Source organism: Actinosynnema sp. NPDC050801, assembly GCF_040673975.1.
Taxonomy (GTDB): Bacteria; Actinomycetota; Actinomycetes; order Mycobacteriales; family Pseudonocardiaceae; genus Actinosynnema.
Window position 1 is genome coordinate 365279 of record NZ_JBFAQZ010000007.1, and the last position, 16951, is coordinate 382229.

Annotated in this window: 17 protein-coding genes, 3 tRNA genes and 1 pseudogene; 10 read left to right on the top strand and 11 right to left on the bottom strand. The window is 68.4% G+C overall.

The window, feature by feature from the left end; genetic code table 11:
* The first annotated feature begins 3 nt into the window (after positions 1-3).
* A complete protein-coding gene (gene htpX / locus AB0K14_RS19055; protein WP_360452798.1) occupies positions 4-864 on the top strand; it encodes a zinc metalloprotease HtpX in 861 nt (286 codons plus the stop codon).
* On the opposite strand, the gene rfbA is transcribed toward htpX, so the two are convergent.
* Positions 861-1733 (bottom strand): glucose-1-phosphate thymidylyltransferase RfbA, encoded by an 873-nt coding sequence (gene rfbA, locus AB0K14_RS19060; protein ID WP_360452800.1) that lies wholly within the window; start codon positions 1731-1733, stop codon positions 861-863. The genes htpX and rfbA overlap by 4 nt on opposite strands.
* Positions 1730-2221: a YajQ family cyclic di-GMP-binding protein gene (locus AB0K14_RS19065; RefSeq protein WP_360452802.1), complete on the bottom strand. Its 492-nt coding sequence runs from the start codon at positions 2219-2221 to the stop codon at positions 1730-1732. Before AB0K14_RS19065 ends, rfbA begins: the two co-directional genes overlap by 4 nt.
* Before the next feature lie 123 nt (positions 2222-2344).
* Here AB0K14_RS19065 and AB0K14_RS19070 point away from each other — a divergent pair.
* Positions 2345-2425 (top strand) — tRNA-Tyr (locus tag AB0K14_RS19070).
* Between the two features lie 122 nt (positions 2426-2547).
* On the opposite strand, the pseudogene AB0K14_RS19075 reads toward AB0K14_RS19070, so the two are convergent.
* The 4 genes and pseudogenes from AB0K14_RS19075 to AB0K14_RS19090 all read right to left on the bottom strand — a co-directional run.
* Positions 2548-2750: pseudogene (locus tag AB0K14_RS19075) on the bottom strand (integrase); the annotation flags it as partial.
* Entirely contained in the window at positions 2722-2976 is a 255-nt protein-coding gene (locus AB0K14_RS19080) for a hypothetical protein (RefSeq protein ID WP_360452874.1), read from the bottom strand. The pseudogene AB0K14_RS19075 and the gene AB0K14_RS19080, both read right to left, overlap by 29 nt.
* Positions 2977-3338: 362 nt before the next feature.
* Positions 3339-3773: a hypothetical protein gene (locus AB0K14_RS19085; protein WP_360452804.1), complete on the bottom strand. Its 435-nt coding sequence runs from the start codon at positions 3771-3773 to the stop codon at positions 3339-3341.
* Between the two features lie 725 nt (positions 3774-4498).
* Positions 4499-5905 (bottom strand): pentapeptide repeat-containing protein, encoded by a 1407-nt coding sequence (locus AB0K14_RS19090; protein ID WP_360452806.1) that lies wholly within the window; start codon positions 5903-5905, stop codon positions 4499-4501.
* Positions 5906-7192: 1287 nt separating this feature from the next.
* Between AB0K14_RS19090 and AB0K14_RS19095 the strand changes: the two genes are divergently transcribed.
* Complete coding sequence (locus AB0K14_RS19095; RefSeq protein WP_360452808.1) at positions 7193-7603, top strand: nuclear transport factor 2 family protein; 411 nt, start codon at positions 7193-7195, stop codon at positions 7601-7603.
* Between the two features lie 397 nt (positions 7604-8000).
* Here the strand turns inward: AB0K14_RS19095 and AB0K14_RS19100 are convergent, their stop codons facing one another.
* Both AB0K14_RS19100 and AB0K14_RS19105 read right to left on the bottom strand, forming a co-directional pair.
* On the bottom strand, positions 8001-8243 hold the full coding sequence (locus AB0K14_RS19100; RefSeq protein ID WP_360452810.1) for a hypothetical protein: 243 nt from the start codon (positions 8241-8243) through the stop codon (positions 8001-8003).
* 260 nt (positions 8244-8503) lie between these two features.
* The gene (locus tag AB0K14_RS19105) at positions 8504-9295 is read right to left on the bottom strand and encodes a GNAT family N-acetyltransferase (protein WP_360452812.1); all 792 of its coding nucleotides are present in this window, start codon (positions 9293-9295) and stop codon (positions 8504-8506) included.
* A 39-nt stretch (positions 9296-9334) separates the two neighbouring features.
* On the opposite strand from AB0K14_RS19105, the gene AB0K14_RS19110 reads away from it, so the two are divergent.
* The 7 genes from AB0K14_RS19110 (at position 9335) to AB0K14_RS19140 (ending at position 14333) form a co-directional block, all read left to right on the top strand.
* Positions 9335-10102 (top strand): PhzF family phenazine biosynthesis protein, encoded by a 768-nt coding sequence (locus tag AB0K14_RS19110; protein WP_360452814.1) that lies wholly within the window; start codon positions 9335-9337, stop codon positions 10100-10102.
* Between the two features lie 175 nt (positions 10103-10277).
* Entirely contained in the window at positions 10278-12881 is a 2604-nt protein-coding gene (locus AB0K14_RS19115; RefSeq protein ID WP_360452816.1) for an EAL domain-containing protein, read from the top strand.
* Between the two features lie 66 nt (positions 12882-12947).
* Positions 12948-13020, top strand: a tRNA-Thr gene (locus tag AB0K14_RS19120).
* 45 nt (positions 13021-13065) lie between these two features.
* Positions 13066-13138: transfer RNA gene (locus AB0K14_RS19125), tRNA-Met, on the top strand.
* 74 nt (positions 13139-13212) lie between these two features.
* On the top strand, positions 13213-13377 hold the full coding sequence (rpmG, locus tag AB0K14_RS19130) for a 50S ribosomal protein L33 (protein WP_015105301.1): 165 nt from the start codon (positions 13213-13215) through the stop codon (positions 13375-13377).
* A gap of 87 nt (positions 13378-13464) precedes the next feature.
* A complete protein-coding gene (locus AB0K14_RS19135) occupies positions 13465-13914 on the top strand; it encodes a MaoC family dehydratase N-terminal domain-containing protein (RefSeq protein WP_360452818.1) in 450 nt (149 codons plus the stop codon).
* Entirely contained in the window at positions 13911-14333 is a 423-nt protein-coding gene (locus AB0K14_RS19140; RefSeq protein WP_360452820.1) for a MaoC family dehydratase, read from the top strand. The genes AB0K14_RS19135 and AB0K14_RS19140 overlap by 4 nt, the downstream gene beginning before the upstream one ends.
* A 58-nt stretch (positions 14334-14391) precedes the next feature.
* Here the strand turns inward: AB0K14_RS19140 and AB0K14_RS19145 are convergent, their stop codons facing one another.
* The 3 genes from AB0K14_RS19145 to AB0K14_RS19155 all read right to left on the bottom strand — a co-directional run bounded on the left by AB0K14_RS19145 (position 14392) and on the right by AB0K14_RS19155 (position 16839).
* Positions 14392-14781 carry a hypothetical protein gene (locus AB0K14_RS19145; protein WP_360452822.1) on the bottom strand — a complete coding sequence of 130 codons (390 nt, stop codon included), beginning with the start codon at positions 14779-14781 and terminating at the stop codon, positions 14392-14394.
* Positions 14782-14878: 97 nt separating this feature from the next.
* Entirely contained in the window at positions 14879-15451 is a 573-nt protein-coding gene (locus AB0K14_RS19150) for an MmpS family transport accessory protein (RefSeq protein ID WP_360452824.1), read from the bottom strand.
* A 146-nt stretch (positions 15452-15597) separates the two neighbouring features.
* Positions 15598-16839, bottom strand: coding sequence for a pyridoxal phosphate-dependent aminotransferase (locus tag AB0K14_RS19155; RefSeq protein ID WP_360452826.1), 1242 nt, complete (start codon positions 16837-16839; stop codon positions 15598-15600).
* Between the last annotated feature and the right edge of the window lie 112 nt (positions 16840-16951).

Below are 16951 nucleotides of genomic sequence, written 5' to 3' on the forward strand. Positions count from 1 at the left end.
GACGTGCACAAGCACTACAACGCGTTGAAGACCGCGTTGCTGCTCGGCGCCATGAGCGGCCTGATCGTGGCGATCAGCTCGCTGTTCGGGCGCACCGCCCTGGTCGTCGGTCTGCTGCTGGCGCTCGCCGTGAACGCCTACGCGTACTTCAACTCGGACAAGCTCGCGCTGCGCGCCATGCGCGCCCGGCCGGTGTCCGAGGTGGAGCAGCCCGCGATGTACCGGATCGTCCGGGAGCTGGCCATGGCCGCGCGGCAGCCCATGCCGCGCCTCTACCTCAGCCCCACCGTCGCGCCGAACGCGTTCGCCACCGGCCGCAACCCCCGCAACGCCGCCGTCTGCTGCACCGCCGGCATCCTCGACCTGCTCGACGAACGCGAGCTGCGCGCGGTGCTGGGGCACGAGCTGTCGCACGTCTACAACCGCGACATCCTCATCTCGTGCGTGGCGGGCGCGCTGGCCGGCGCCGTCAGCACGCTGGCGAACCTGGCGATCTTCGCGAGCGTGTTCGGCGGCGACGACGAGGACCGGCCCAACCCGTTCGCGCTGCTGCTCATCGCCGTGCTCGGCCCGGTCGCGGCGGTCATCGTGCGGATGGCCGTGAGCCGGTCGCGGGAGTACCAGGCCGACCAGTCCGGCGCGGAGCTGACCGGCGACCCGCTGGCGCTGGCCTCGGCGCTGCACAAGATCGACCTGGGCACGCGGGCCGCGCCGTTGGCACCCGAGCCGGCCGTGGTCGCGCAGTCGCACCTGATGATCGCCAGCCCGTTCCGGGCGGGGGAGAACCTGGCCAGGCTGTTCTCCACCCACCCGCCGATCGCCGACCGCGTGCGGCGGCTCGAAGAGCTGGCCCGCCGGTCCTAGCGGGCTTCGAGTGCGACGTTCATCACGTACTGGCCGTAGCCGGACTTCGCCAGCTGCTCGCCGAGCGCGTAGCACTGCTCGGCGTTGATGAAGCCCATCCGCAGCGCGATCTCCTCCAGGCACGCGATGCGCACGCCCTGCCGGTGCTCCAGCACCTGCACGAACTGGCCCGCCTCCAGCATGGAGTCGTGCGTGCCGGTGTCCAGCCACGCGAAACCACGTCCGAGGTCGACCAGCTGGGCCCGACCCTCCCGCAGGTAGGTCAGGTTGACGTCGGTGATCTCCAGCTCGCCGCGCGGCGACGGCCTGAGCGACTTGGCGATGTCCACGACCCCGTTGTCGTAGAAGTACAGGCCGGTGATGGCCTTGTTCGACTTCGGCTGCGCGGGCTTCTCCTCGATCGAGACGAGCCTGCCGTTCGCGTCGACCTCGCCGACGCCGTACCGCTCCGGGTCCTTCACCGGGTAGCCGAACAGCACGCAGCCGTCCAGCGTGGCGACGTTGTGCTGGAGGAGCTTCGAGAAGCCCTGGCCGTAGAAGATGTTGTCGCCCAGCACCAGCGACACGGCGTCGTCGCCGATGAAGTCCGCGCCGATGACGAACGCCTCGGCCAGCCCGTTCGGGTGTGCCTGCTCGGCGTAGGAGATGTCCAGGCCGAACTGCGAACCGTCACCGAGGAGCCGGCGGAACAGCGGCAGGTCGACCGGGGTCGAGATGAGCAGCACCTCGCGCACGCCCGCCAGCATCAGCACCGAGAGCGGGTAGTACACCATCGGCTTGTCGTACACCGGCAGCAGCTGCTTGGACACCGCCTGGGTGATGGGGTGCAGGCGCGTGCCGCTGCCACCCGCCAGGACGATGCCCTTCATCGGTAGTTGGTGAACTGGAGGGCGATGCCGAAGTCGGAGTTCTTGAGCAGGGCGATCACGTCCTGCAGGTGGTCCTTCTTCTTGCCGGTGATGCGCAGCTGGTCGCCCTGGATCTGCGCCTGGACGCCCTTGGGGCCCTCGTCGCGGACCTTCTTCGCGATCTCCTTGGCCTTCTCGCTGGAGATGCCCTGGACCACGTTGCCGGTCACCTTGAAGACCTTGCCCGACAGGGCCGGGTCGCCGATCTCGAACGCCTTCATCGAGATGCCGCGCTTGACCAGCTTCTCCTGGAAGACGTCGATCGCGGCCCGGCAGCGCTCCTCGGTCTCGGACTGGAAGGTGATCGCCTCCTCACCCGCCCAGGACACCTGAGTCCCCGTGCCGCGGAAGTCGAACCGGGTGCTCAGCTCCTTGGCGGCCTGGTTGAGCGCGTTGTCGACTTCCTGGCGGTCGACCTTGCTCACCACGTCGAACGACGGGTCTGCCACGTGCTCGGTACCTCCGCGTAGGTGGATCTGGAACCGCCCGGAAGCCTACCGGGGTTACCCGGTTGCGCAGGCCCCCACGGGCTTATGTATTGTCTCCACCGCACCCGGCACCACCGGGGGCGGGGCGGGTTGCCCGAGCGGCCAATGGGAGCGGACTGTAAATCCGTCGCGAAAGCTACAGAGGTTCGAATCCTCTACCCGCCACATCAGCGAGTAAGCCCCTGTGACCAGGTACGACCGGTCACAGGGGCTTTCTCGTGTCGTCCGGCCGTGTCCGGTCCCGACCGGCCTTCTACGGGTGTCTGTGCCGAATACGTGCCGAAGTTCTAGGCGACCGCCCCCAGGCCCGCCTGGACGAGCTGGCGGGCCCGCTCCTCTCCGCCACCGATGCACTTCGCGTAGACCCGCATGAGGACGTTGAGGCTGTGTCCGGCCCATTCGGCGACCCGCGGTGCCTCTACTCCCGCGTGAGCCACGTCGAGACGCACGCGTGACGGAGGTCATACGGGCGCTTGGCGAGCGGAGAGGCCACCGCGTCGGGAGTTGCTCAGCTTGGCCGCATCGCGTGCTGCGCCACGATGCCGGATGTAGGTGTGCATGGTGTCCGCGTCGCAGTAGACCCATGCCACGGACACCTTCGCGCCTACCTCACGACAGGTCGCTTCAATGCGGTTCAACCAAGCGAGGTCTTTGAACTCCTTGATGAACGACGCTGTCACGATGGCGCTGTTGCCGCGCTGGACGTTCTCCGTCAACGCGTTGATGAGCGCTTCGAGATCCGGACCTCGGCGGCTGGTGGCGTGCCCCCCAACGCCGCGACGCGATGACTCTAGCGCGAGACGGACTTCGGGCAGCCAGTTCGCGACCGTCTCTAGGGTCGGTAACTTCGGTAACCGCGCAGGTCAGAGGCCTGCGCAGGGGTAACCGACCAAGATCGGGTTACCGATCGACGGTAACCAGGGCTGATGTGATGGCCGGTGTTAGAGGTGGGGCCTGCTCTCGCGGCCAGCTGAGCACTGAAGACTGGCTTCGCGGCGTGGGTCCCGTTCGATCGGTAACCTGATCCTGGCCGGTTACCTTCCAGTGAGGCTCTGACCTGCACGGTTGCCGAAGTTGCCTAGAGCACCGCTCGCACGAATGCGAGCAGCCCGGCGATCCCGAAAATGCTCAGCCCGCACGCCCAGATCAGGTACGAACGGCCGCGGACCAGCCGACGATGCGGGCCACTCACGGTTCGTGCTCGCACCTTGCTCGATGCGAACATCTCGGGCCACCCCTGTTCCAGTTCGATCCGATGCAACAAGAGCGAGTCAGTGATCTCATTCTGTCGATGACGAAGCAGCAACTGGACCGACATCCCGGACACGATCACTGACAGCACACCAGCGACCGCTGATGCCAGGCGGGTCGACTGAGCACCGTAGGCGAGCGACAGTAAGAACGACTGCGCAGTCAAGGACAATGCAGGTGCTTGCCACATCATCGTGTCGAACGCCTGACGTCGTGCTGCTACGACCTGGTACTGGGCAAGGACCGCAGGAGGTGGTGGCACCGGCGAACTCGTAGCGGGATCAGGCTCGTTAACCAATGTTGAGCATCCTCTCTGGCGAGTTGTGTTAGCAGTCGGAGTCATCGAGGAATCTACCGATCGGGCATGGAAGACCGGATGCGGAGCCTTGCTCGCGACTCGTTTCGCGCCGAGGCTGCTTCGCGGCCCTAGTCGCCTTTCGATCGGCAACATGCTGCCCGCCCCCTGTGCGGCGCCGGCCTGAGTTACGTCGCTTCGAGTGCCGAGCGCGTCTCAAGTCTCGGTAACATTGGCAACCTCGGTAACCGCGCAGGTCAGAGGCTTGTCGATCGGTAACCGGACATGGTTGCCGATCGAGAAGTAACCGTGTCGGTGTGGCGGTCGGTGGAGGGTGGGCTTGCTTGAAGGAGCCGATTGGTGTTGGCAGGTCTGTTGCCCGTTGCTCTAACGGCCGGTCTAAGCGTTGGGGCCCGCTGCGCCGCCCGGTTACCGTTCGATCGGTAACCCGATCTTGATGGGTTACTTTCCAGCAAGGCTCTGACCTACACGGTTGCCGAAGTTACCGATCCTGGAGACGGTCGGGTATGGACTAGGATACCGGGCTTCTCCGCAAATCTGTCGGGCGCGCCCGCGACGTGATTCGGAAGTCGCTCGTGCCCGCTCGGGGTGCCTGTGCCGGATGTGTACCGAAGTGACGATGCCGTGAGCTGTAAGCGCTGGTCAGCGTGGTTCACGAGGGAGTCTGGGGATCAGTCGCCAGCGGATTCGGAGGTCGATTCGTCGGGTCCAGGCTCGACCTTTAGAAGGTGATGCCAAGTGCCTTCGCGATCTTCAATGGCTTGATGCTCGGATGACAGTCGCCATCCGGTGGGCCAGGACGAGCGATTAAGCGATGATTCGAACGGAAGGTGGCGGAACGTCGCTCGGTCGAGCCAGACTTCCTCTGTGAACCTCGCTCCGCCCAAAAGGGCGACCCAGGTGAATATCGCTTCGTTGAATCGCGCCTCTCCGGTGAATCTAGCTGCATGGAACCGGACGTCCCCTGTGAACGTTACTCTGCTGAACCAGGCATCTCGGGTAAATATCGCTCCATTGAACCAGACGTTCTTTGAGAATCTCGTTTCGCTGAACTGAGTAGTCTCGGCGAACGTTACTCCGTTGAACCAGGTGACTTCGGTGAACGTCGCTCCACTGAACCATGCGTTCTTGATTATCGTCGCCTTGGTGAACCGAGCATCCCCTACGAATGTTGCTTCGTTGAACTGGGCGTCCCCTGTGAATGTTGCTTCATTGAACCGCACGTTTCCGGTAAAATGCACCTTGGCAAATCTGGCGTCACCAATGAAGGTGGTTCGACGGAACGTTGCTTTGCGCACCAGGCAGCCGCTCATGTGCCAGTCAATTAGGACTGCGCCGGTAAGGTCTAGGTCGATATCTTTCCAGAAGGTCCTAGTCGAGTAGTCGATGCCATTACTGGGGTTCAGGTGGGCGGTAAGGATGCGCTGGGCCGTCAGTCGAACTTCGCGTTCCTGGATTTGTTCGCGATTTTCGTCGCGAGCGGCCCGATCGCTGTCGTCAGGTAATTCGCTTGGAAGATCGAAAGGGGTACGAAGGTATGCGCAAAGCACGTTAACCACGATCTGGCGTAGGGCCGTATTGTCTTGGGCGAGGCGTTCCAGGGCATACAGGCCTCCGTGCCGCACTGGGGCTTTGTCCGACCCAAGCTGCTCCACCGACTTCGCATATAGGTCGGTGATCCGGCGTTCCTCGGCGTCATGTTCGGTCGTGGCCGCGACGCGTTCGGCGTGCAGGCGGGTGTGCTCGGCGGTCTCGCGTTGCAGTTCGTAGGCGCGGGCGACGTCGGCCTGGTCTCGTTCCTTCTGTACCAGCCCGATCTCGGTGGCGTGCTGGCGTCTCCACGCCAAGTACAGCGCGAAGATGCCGCCTCCGCCTACTCCGATGCTCAACCCGGTGCGCAGTGCGTTGAACCGCGCGTTCACCAGCTCCGCGCCGGACAGCCCCGCAGTGCCTGCCCACCACAGCGCCACCACCAGACCGACCGTCGCTGTGGCGATCAGAGTCGCCACGGTCGCGATCACCCTGCGCGGCATCGGCTCCAGTGGCGTGCGCGGCGTGGAGGGTGTCGGCAGTGGCACGGGCGAGTGGTTGGCGGACTGCTCCCCGGGTAAGGGGCGGGGGAGTGACGCGGGAGCGGGGCGGTCCTCGGGCATGTCCGGATCATCGTTGGCCGACGTGACTGTGTTCCGAAGGCACGCCAGTCGGGCCGGACGGCTTGCTGTGGACGGGGTTGCAGTGGCTGCTGTGCCGAGAGTGTGCCGAAGTGGCTGTGCCAAGAGCTGTAAGCGCTGGTCAGGTGCGGTTCGAGCGGGACTCTGCGAATCCGTCGCGAAAGCTACAGAGGTTCGAATCCTCTACCCGCCACATCAGCGAGTAAGGCCCCTGTGACCAGGTACGACAGGTCACAGGGGCTTTCTCGTGTCGTCCGGCTGGAGGTCGAGGCCGGGTGACGACCCGGCGGTGGCCTGGGTGCCTTCTCCGCACTGCGGATGTGAACCCGGTCGAGGCGTGGGCGTGACGCAGGTCATGAGGGCGCCTGGTGGGCCGTGAGGCGATGAGCGGGCGGTCCGTTCGGCGCGATCTCGAACATGTCGGACGCTCATGATGCGGCGGCACTCGTCGGAATGGGCGGCAGTAGTTCGTCCGATGGTGCCCTCTCGGTGTCCGAGTGGTGGTTCCTTGAGTGTGGGCTGGCGTCCGGTCCGGGTGATAGCGGCCTGGGTTGAGGAGTGGTCGTCGCATTGGGTGGGGTCGACCGTCGACCCAGTTGGTGCGCGACGCTCTTCAGGTTCATCGTCGGCGGCCCTTGGGTGTCGTGTCGGACCGTCGCATTGTTTTTCCATTGAAGTGTTCCGGTGCGCTACCCAGCGTGATGCGTCGAATTCACATAGTGTTCGGCGTGGATCGGGGTCGGTGCACTCCGGTCGATAGAGTGGTCGAGTGGCGACACGGCCGGTTTCCGGAACGGTCATCGCTCACCGGTTCCGCGCCCGCCGTGCCAAGGGTGCGACCACCTCCTTCGGCCTGGTGGAGGCTTGACGGTTGGTTCCGAATGTCATCACCGCGGCCTGCCACGGCGCGTGACCGTCAGGCTTGCCGCAGGTCACCGACGGTGAGGGCGACGTCATGAGGGTTGCTCCCTTTGTCGGACAAGCGATTCCACGTCAGGTGTATAGATGCCAACGACTTGCAGTCCGGGCTTACCGCGACAACGAACTTGCTTCGAGGACCGATAGGGAATCAAGTCGACGGCCGGTTCGAGTCAAGCACGATGGGAGAAGGAGTCGCGGCTCCGTCGACCTATGCTCGACAAACCAGGAGAGCTACCTGGGTTATATCGACCAGAAGATAAGGGGGGCCCTGACATGGTGGAAGACCAGTCCGCAGGTGAACTGCTCACTATTGCGCGCAAGTTCTTCGACAGCATGACAGGCCAAGACTGGGCGGCGGTGCGCTCGATGGCAACCGACGACATAGTGTGGACGATGCCCGGAACCAGTCGGATTTCGGGAACGGTGGTGGGCAAGGAGGCGCTCATCGAGCGGGTCCGGCGAGTCGCCGCGGCCGGCGTGACCATGAGGAAAATCGAGCTCGTGCACATGCTCGTCGGCCGCACCGGCGTGACGATGTTCATGCACAACAGTGCGCAGGCCGAAGACGGTCGCAAGCTCGAGGAACACCTCGCCAGCGTTTACGCCATCCAGAACGGCAAGGTCACGGGTATCGACACGTTCGTGACGGACCTGAAGGGCGTGAACGACTTCTTCATCAAGTGACGTCGACCGCGGTCACCGGCCAGTGGGTGGCTCCGCCTCGGGGAGGGGGCGGGCGATGCACCGGCACGACGATCGCACGGTCGTCGGAAGGTGGCGGTAGCCTGCGTGGCTGCCTTCGGCGCGGGTGTGCTCGAAGCCGGGTGATTCCCGGACTCGGGTGACGCCCCCGCCAGTGGCGCACCAGGCGGGCCGTGTCGCCCGGCTCAGGCCGGGTGGTGCCTGCCGCGATCACTTCGCCACGCACGACGAGGGCCCCTGCTCGCACATGTGCGAGCAGGGGCCCTCGCGCATCACGGGGTGACCCGCACGTAGGTGAGGCCGACGCGCAAGCGCTTCCTCTCGCTTGCGTGCCGGCCTCGTAGTGCAGCATAACCTATATCGAACGCCTGTTCGAGAGCTACGCGATGGCGGCTCTCCCGGCTTCGGTCAGCTCGGCGTCCGCGCGCTCGTCCAGACCCACCGCCCGGCGCGCCCGCAGCAGCCCAGCGTGCACGAGGTCGTGCGTGACCATCTGGTCGCAGCACGGCAACCCGTCCACGTAGAGGTCAGGCTCGCGTCCCCCCGACAGCTGAGCCCGACCAGCGGCAACGGCGCGGAGCATGGCTTTTGCCCGGCCGGACAGCTCCTTCGCAACGTTCATGGCGACCCCCTCGCCCGTCCTTCCCGTACGTGCTTCCCTCGCCTTGTAGGAGGTCTGGACCTGTACGGCGAGTACCCCGCCCGGACAAGTTCACTCAGGTGGACGAGGCTTGTCCACTGTCCCCTCCGACGCCGTTCGGGCCACGCCGCCACGCCGAACGGCTGCTCCGTTCAGCCCACCGAACGACCCGTGGCCGCCACGCGGGCGCGCCGGGCGCTGGACGGGATCCCCACCGCACGCGGGCAGCGACTCGCGCGGGCTTAACGCGCCGGTCGGCGTTGCCAGGTCGTCCACAGCGGCCGGTAGCCGTGGGAGTACCAGAACGGCGTGGACAGCGGGTTGGGCAGGGCGTGGTGCAGCAGCGTCACGCCGACACCCGCCTCGTCCAGCAGCCCGTGCGCGTGGTCGGTCAGCGCCGCGCCGATGCCACCGCCACGCGCGTCCTCCCGCACGCCCAGCAGCCCGATGTACGCCACCGGCCGCACGGACGTCCGCCCGGCGATCCAGTCCGAGTGCCCCGGCGGGTCGTAGTAGAGGAAGCCGACGACCTCGCCCTCGCTCTCCGCCAACCACCCGCACGGCTCCGGGCGCTCCAGCAGCGCCGCGATGTGCTCGCGCAGCCGCTCGGCGCTGGACGGCCGGGCGTTGACCATGCCGAACCGGCCGTCGAACCGCACCGTCTCCAGGTTCAGCTCCACCGCGACGTCCAGATCGTCCGCCGTCAACGGCCGGATCCGCGCCGTCGAACCGCCGTCGTACCCGCGCCCCGGCAGCCGCGCGGCGGTCACCAGCAGCGGTGCGAAACCGTGCCGCAGCAACGCGGCCGCGGTCTCCACGGCACGGCTGGGCACGGTCACCAACGCGGCCGTGTCGTGATCGCCCGCGCCGCTCGACGGCCAGTCGTGCAGCAGCTCGTCCAGGTCCGCGCCGGGGTACCAGTGCAGCGCGTGCGTGCGCAGCGCACCCCACGTGGCGTTCAGGGCGTCCTCGGGCAGCTCGGAGAACGAGTACGGGTCGTCGACGGGCGCGATGTCGGGCAGCAACGGGTCCACACCTGCCAGCTAACCCGGCCGGGCCGTAGATTGCCCGCCGTGGAGATCTACGTGGTCGACGCCTTCACCGATCGCGCGTTCGCGGGGAACCCGGCGGGTGTGGTGCTGCTGGACGGCCCGGTGGACGAGCGGTGGATGCAGTCGGTCGCCGCCGAGATGAAGCACGCGGAGACGGCGTTCGTGCGGGTCGACCACGACGGCCCGCTGCCGCTGCGCTGGTTCACGCCGGTCGCCGAGGTCGACCTGTGCGGCCACGCCACCCTGGCCACCGCACACGTGCTGGGCGGCGGCCGCGCCTTCAGCACCCGCAGCGGCGTGCTCACGTGCACGGCCGACGACGGCTGGGTCGAGATGGACTTCCCGGCCGACCCCGCGGCCCCGATCGAGATGACCACCCCGCTGCGCGCCGGCCTGCCGGGCGTGACGGTGCGGGCCGTCGCGCAGGCCGTGTCCGACGTGCTGGTGGAGGCCGCCTCCGCCGACGAGGTCCGAGACCTCCGCCCGGACTTCGCCGCGCTCGCCGAGGTGCCCGGCCGCGGGGTGATCGTGACCGCCCCTGGCGACCGCGCCGACCTCGACGTGGTGAGCCGGTGCTTCTACCCGTCCTACGGAGTCCCGGAGGATTCCGTAACCGGTTCCGCGCACTGCACGCTGGCGTCCTGGTGGGCACCGCGGCTGGGTCGCGCGAACCTGCTGGCCGAGCAGGCCTCCGCCCGCGGCGGGCTGGTCCGGGCCACCCTGGACCAAGATCGCGTGCGGCTCGCGGGGCAGGCCGTGACGGTGATCCGGGGACGACTGATCGTGTGAGCCGATCTGTTACTTGTGGTGGCATTCCGCTACACGACCTGCCATTTCGTCCCCCGACCGGGGTACATTGGCAGCCTTGGAGGGGTCCTGGTCGGTGTTCGGGACCCCTCAGTCACGCCCGGAGCCGGTAGGCCGCGACCCGGTCCACGGTGACGAAGGCCGACGAGGAGGCTGGATGTCCGACCACGCGTCGGCCACGGCGTCGAGCGCGCCGACCCGGTCCACGAACCGCGCGTTCAGCGTGTTCGCGGTCGCGCTCCTCATCGCGGGCGCCCTGTCCGCGTTCCTCGTCGGAAAGTGGCTGCCCGACACCGAGCCCGACGTCCGACTGCTGTGGACCGGACCGCTGCTCGTGGTCGGGTTCCTGCTCGCCGAGCAGTTGGCCATCAACGTCGACGTGCGCAGCGGGGTGGCCTGGACCATCTCCTTCACCGAGATCCCGCTCGTGCTCGGCCTGCTGGTGGCGCCGTTCGAGATCGTGCTCGCCGCGCACGTGGTCGCGGGCGTCGGCACGCTGCTCGGCCGCCGGGTGCTCGACCGCGCCGTCTACAACGCGGGCCTGATGTTCATGGAGATCTCGGTGGCCTTCGCGGTCGCCGAGCTGGTCAAGCGGTTCCTGGGCGCGCAGGGCCCGTTCTGGGCGGGCGCGTTCATCGGCACCATCGCGGTACCGCTGCTGGCCAGCGTCCTCGGCCTGACCGCGCTGCGGATCATGGGCAAGGGCATGCGGGTCGCACCGAGCCTGCGCCTGGTGCTGCAAACCCTCGTGGTGGCCCTGCTGAACACCTCCGCGGGCCTGGCGGGGTACGAGATCGCCGACAAGGCGCCGTGGGGCGGCCTGCTGATCGGCCTGGTGTTCCTCGGCATCACCGCGATCTACCTGGCCTACTCCGGTCTGCTGCGCGAGCAGCGCGACCTGGAGGCCCTCAGCGAGGTCTCGCTGCGCGTGGCCCGCTCGGGCCGCCACGCCACCGGACCGCGCGGCGCCACACCGGAAGAGGACGACGGGTGCGGCGAGGACGACGACTGGCAGCTCATCGCCGAACGCATCCGGGAGCAGCTCAACGCCAACCGCGTGGTGCTGCGGCTGCGCACCGACCCGCAGGCGCCGATGCGCACGCTGGTCGCGGGTGAGCCGCTGCCGCCGGGCATGCGCCGCGACGACCCGCGCGTGCTGCGCGAGGACGCCATGCTCCAACTGCCCGGCGCCCAGGTGCGGTACTTCCGCATCGTGGACGCGGGCGAAGAGGTCTCCGAGTCGCTGACCCGCCGTGACGCGCAGGAAGCGCTGGTGGTCCCGCTGCGCGGGGCGACCCAGCTGCTCGGCGCGGTCGAGGTGCACGACCGGCTCAGCCGGTGGCGCGGCTTCGGCAAGGCCGACATCCAGCTCCTGCGCACGCTGGCGAGCCACCTGTCCACTGCGGTGGACAACCGGCGGCTGCTGGCCAGGCTGCGCCACGACGCCTACCACGACCCGCTGACCGGCCTGCTCAACCGGCCCGGCTTCCGCGAGGCCGCCGACGAGCCGATGCGCGAGGCGAACACGGCCGTCGTGGTCCGGATCGACCTCGACGTGCTGTCCACCGTGTCCGACGCGCTCGGCCAGGCGTGGGGCAACCGGATGGTCGTCGCCGCCGGCCGACGGCTGCGCGACGAGCTCGGCCCCGAGGTGCCGCTGGCCCGGCTGGAGGGCGGCGCGTTCGCCGCGCTGCTGCTGGACCGGCAGGCCGAGCAGATCCAGGAGATCGCCGAACGGCTGCGCGCCGCGCTGTCGGTGCCCTACCCCGTCGACCGGCTCACCGTCGAGGCGGGCGCGGTCGTCGGCTGGGCGACCACGGCCGACGCCGAGCTGGAGGAGTACGACCCGGACGCGCTGCTGCAACGCGCCGACGTGGCGGTGCGGGCGACCAGCGACAACGAGCCGTTGCGCCAGTACGCGCCGAGCATGGGCCAGATCTTCCTGCGCCGCTTCCAGCTGGTGACCCAGTTCCGGTCGGCGTTGGAGAACGGCCAGATCTCCGTGCACTACCAGCCGAAGGTCGCGCTGCCGAGCCGCCAGGTGGTGGGCGCGGAGGCGTTGGTGCGGTGGAAGCACCCCGAGTTCGGTCGGGTCGACCCGGACGAGTTCGTGCCCGCGGTCGAGGCCACCGGCCTGGTCGACGTGCTGACCGACTTCGTCATGGACACGGCGCTGGCGCGGGTGCGCCGCTGGATCGACCGCGGGTTGCGGATGTCGATCGCGGTGAACCTGTCCGTGCGGACGCTGGCCGACGAGGAGTTCCCGGACCGGGTGGCGGCGGCGTTGAAGCGCCACGAGGTGCCGCCGGAGCTGCTGACGTTCGAGCTGACCGAGTCCGGCGTGATGGCCGACCCGGAGCGCGCGCTGCCCGTGCTGCGGCGGCTGCACCAGATGGGCGTGGTGCTGGCCGTGGACGACTTCGGCACGGGCTACTCGTCGCTGGCGTACCTGCGGCAGCTGCCGGTGGACGAGGTGAAGATCGACAAGAGCTTCGTGCTCGGCATGGGCACCGACCTCGGTGACATGGCGGTGGTCCGCTCGATCGTGGAACTCGGCCACTCGCTGGGGCTCACCGTGGTCGCCGAGGGCGTCGAGGACGACGCCGCGCGCGACCAGCTGGTCGGCATGGGCTGCGACGTGGCGCAGGGCTACCTGATCTCCCGGCCGCTGTCCGAGGACCGCTTCGAGGCCTGGCTGCGCGCCCGGACGGTGCAGGTCAGGGGTGCCCGCGATGAGACGGTGCTCACCTTGGTCCACTGAGGGGCACCCCCGATTTCCGTCCGGCGGCACGGCTGTTGTAGAGTTCTCCTTGCTCCGCAAGAGCAAGCCCCTTTAGCTCAGTCGGCAGAGCGTCTCCATGGTAAGGAGAAGGTCTACGGTTCGATTCCGTAAAGGGGCTCAACAACTGGCCGCGGTGCACGAGCATCGCGGCCGTGTTGTGTAAAGCGGTGTAGCTCAGTTGGTAGAGCAAGCGGCTCATAATCGCTGTGTCGCCGGTTCAAGTCCGGCCACCGCTACTCGCTAGATCCCCGCCAGGCGGTAAGCCCGTACTGGGGAATCGGGGCACACGAGCTCTGGGAAGGCAAGGACCGTGGCTGCAACCGACGTACGCCCCAAGATCACCCTCGCGTGCGAGGAGTGCAAGCACCGGAACTACATCACCAGGAAGAACCGGCGCAACGACCCGGACCGCCTGGAGATCAAGAAGTTCTGCCCGAACTGCAAGACGCACCGCGCTCACAAGGAAACCCGCTGAGCCGGTCGTAAGACCACCTCGACGAGGCCCGTCCCGGAACCCGGGGCGGGCCTCGTCGCGTCGGGACCGGCCACGTAACCTCCTCGGGTGCCTCTCGACCAGTCGTTCGTCGGACGTTCCTACCCGCCCTCGCCGCCCTACGAGGTCGGCCGCGAGAAGATCCGCGAGTTCGCCGAAGCGCTCGGCGAGACGAGCCCGCTGCACCGCGACGCCGAGGCGGCCCGCGCGGCCGGGTACCGCGACGTCATCGCGCCGCCCACGTTCGCGATCATCATCTCGTTGAAGGCGAACGACGTGCTGGTGCACGACTCGGACCTGGGCCTGGACTACACCCGCGTGGTGCACGGCGACCAGACGTTCGTCCACCACCGGCCGATCGTCGCGGGCGACCGGCTGCGCACCGCGCTGCACGTGGACGGCATCACGTCGCGGATGGGCAACGACATGCTGGCGATCCGGGCCGAGGTGAGCACCGAGGACGGCGAGCCGGTCACCACGGGGCGTTGCACGCTCGTGGTGCGAGGGGAGGACGCGTGATCCGCGCATCGGAGGTCTCCGTCGGCGACGAGCTGCCGCCGCTGTCGCTGCACGTCACCCGCGCCGACCTGGTCCGGTACGCGGGCGCGTCGGGCGACTTCAACCCGATCCACTGGAACGAGCGGTTCGCCCGCGAGGTCGGCCTGCCCGGCGTGATCGCGCACGGGATGCTCACCATGGGCATGGCGTGCCGGATCGTCACCGACTGGGCGGGCGACCCGGGCGCCGTGGTGGAGTACGGCGTGCGGTTCGGCAGGCCCGTTCCGGTGCCTGACGACGACAAGGGCGCGTTGGTGGAGGTCACCGGGAAGGTGACCAAGGTCTTGGACGACGGCACGTTCAAGGTCAACGTGACGGCCTCGTTCGAGGGCAAGTCGGTGCTCGGCGGCGCGTCGGCCCGCGTCCGCCTGCGCCCGTAGCGACCACCCCTGGCGACGACCCCGGAGACGGCAGGGAACCGTCCCTTCCGGGATCCCTTCAGAAGTCGCACAGCGCGCTGGTGCGGGCGCCGGTTGCGGTGGCCGAACGCCGCTCGACCCCGGCCACCCGCACCTCGCACGCCACGTCGCCGCCGTCGGGCCCGACCGTGACGGTCAGCACGCCGTGCTCGGGCTCGTCGGTGGCGAGGAGCTCCATCCGCCAGGGGAGCGAGGTCAGCTCCTCCTGGCGGGTCTCGCCGCCGTGGAAGGTCGAGTAGGTGACGGTGGCCCCCGCCGCGGTGCCGCTGACCTGGTAGACGACCCGGGTCGGCGGCTCGGGCGCCGCGGTCACCAGCACGAGCGCGAGCGCGCCCACCACGAGCGCCGCCGAGGCCCCGATCACGAGCCACTTGCGGCCCGGTCGCGCAGGTGGGTCGGACTCCGTCATGCGTTGCACTCCTCGGGTGAAGATCGGTTGGACTGAATAGTCCATCGGTGTATTTCTGACGACGGTTACACCGATCACCCGAAGGAGTTACAGAGGGTTAACCCGAGCAGCTCGCGACGGCGTTCGGGCCGGACGCGGTCGCGGTCTTGCGCTCCACCCCGTCCACGGTGACCCTGCACGTCACCGTGCCGCCGTCCGCGCCGGTCGTGACGTCCAGCGTCCCGCCGCGGAACGGCCCCTTGACGGTGAACTCCTTGGTCCACGGCAGGGCGGCGACCTCCTCCTCGACGGTGGTGGAGGTGGCGTGGTCGACGGTCGCCCGCGGCACGTCGCCGGTCACCTCGTAGACCAGCACGGAACCCCGTTCGGCCTGGACCTGCAGGTCGTCGAGGGCGTTCTCGGCGTCGGAGGAGGCACCGCCGAGCAGAGCCACCCACGCGACGCAGACGGCGAGGCCGATCGCGGACAGCGCGATCCCGGCGACGGCGAGACCCCTGTTGTCGGCCTGGCCGCGGTTGACCCGGACCAGGCCGAGCAGACCGAGGCCGAGCCCGACGACCACCAGCGGCCACGCCACCACGCCGACGACCGGGACGAAGCCGAACACCAGACCCAGGAGCCCGAGCACGAAACCGGCGGTGCCCGGGGCGTTGCGCTTCGGGTCGGACATGACTCCTCCACTCCGTCGGGTGGTACACATCACAGTTACACCGTGTGATGCGAATGAGTCTCAATACGCCGAAAGGCACCCCATCAGGGGTGCCTTTCGCGACGGAGCGTCGAAACTGTGTGCTACTCGACGTGCTGGTCGACCCGCTACTCGACCTCGGCGAGCAGCTCGGCCATCCGCGTCACGCCGGTCTTCAGGTCGTCGTCACCCAGCGCGTACGACAGCCGCAGGTAGCCGGGCGTGCCGAAGGCCTCGCCGGGCACCACGGCCACCTCGGCGTGCTCCAGGATCAGCGCCGCGAGCCGCACCGTGTCGGTGATCGTCGTGCCGCGCAGCTGCTTGCCGATCAACGCCTTCACCGACGGGTACACGTAGAACGCGCCCTTCGGCGTCGGGCACTGGACGCCCGGGATCGCCGACAGCAGGTCGACGATCGCGCGCCGCCGCCGGTCGAACGCCTCGCGCATCTCGTGCGCCGCGTCCAGCGGTCCGGACACGGCCTCCAGCGCGGCCCGCTGCGACACGTTCGCCACGTTCGAGGTCAGGTGCGACTGCAGGTTCGCGGCGGCCTTCACCACGTCGGTCGGGCCGATCAGCCAGCCGACCCGCCACCCCGTCATCGCGTAGGTCTTGGCCACGCCGTTGAGCACGATCGTGCGGTCCGCCATCGCGGGCACGGCCACCGGCAGCGACACCGACTCGGCGCCGTCGTAGACCAGGTGCTCGTAGATCTCGTCGGTGATCACCCACAGCCCGTGCTCCAGCGCCCACTCGCCGATCGCGGTGAGCTGCTCACGGGTGTAGACCGAGCCGGTCGGGTTGGACGGCGAGCACAGCAGCAGCACCTTGGTCTTCGGGGTGCGCGCCGCCTCCAGCTGCGCCACCGTCACCAGGTAGTCGGTCGACTCGTCCGCGGTGACCTGCACCGGGACGCCACCCGCCAGCGTGATCGCCTCGGGGTAGGTGGTCCAGTACGGCGCGGGCAGCAGCACCTCGTCGCCCGGGTCCACGACCGTGGCGAACGCCTGGTAGACGGCCTGCTTGCCGCCGTTGGTGATCAGCACCTGCGCGGCGGTGACCTCGTAGCCGGAGTCGCGCTTGGTCTTCGCGGCTACGGCTTCCCGCAGCTCGGGCAGGCCCGCGGCGGGCGTGTACCGGTGGTTCTTCGGGTCCGCGCACGCGGCCTGAGCTGCGGCTACGATGGCGTCAGGGGTCGGGAAGTCCGGCTCGCCCGCGCCGAAGCCGATCACCGGTCGGCCCGCGGCCTTGAGCGCCTTCGCCTTCGCGTCGACCGCGAGGGTGGCGGACTCGGCGATCCCGCCGATCCGCTTCGAGATCCGCGGGTGCTCGGAGGTACTGGTCCCGGTGGTCGTCTCAGGCGTGCCCATGCCGCCAATCGTGGCAGATCGCACCATCGGGTGAGCGGCCGGCACCCCCTCTGACCGGGCCAGTTGGAAGGACGGGTACCTGGTGCCGTATGCTTCCGGTCTTGGAACGTCC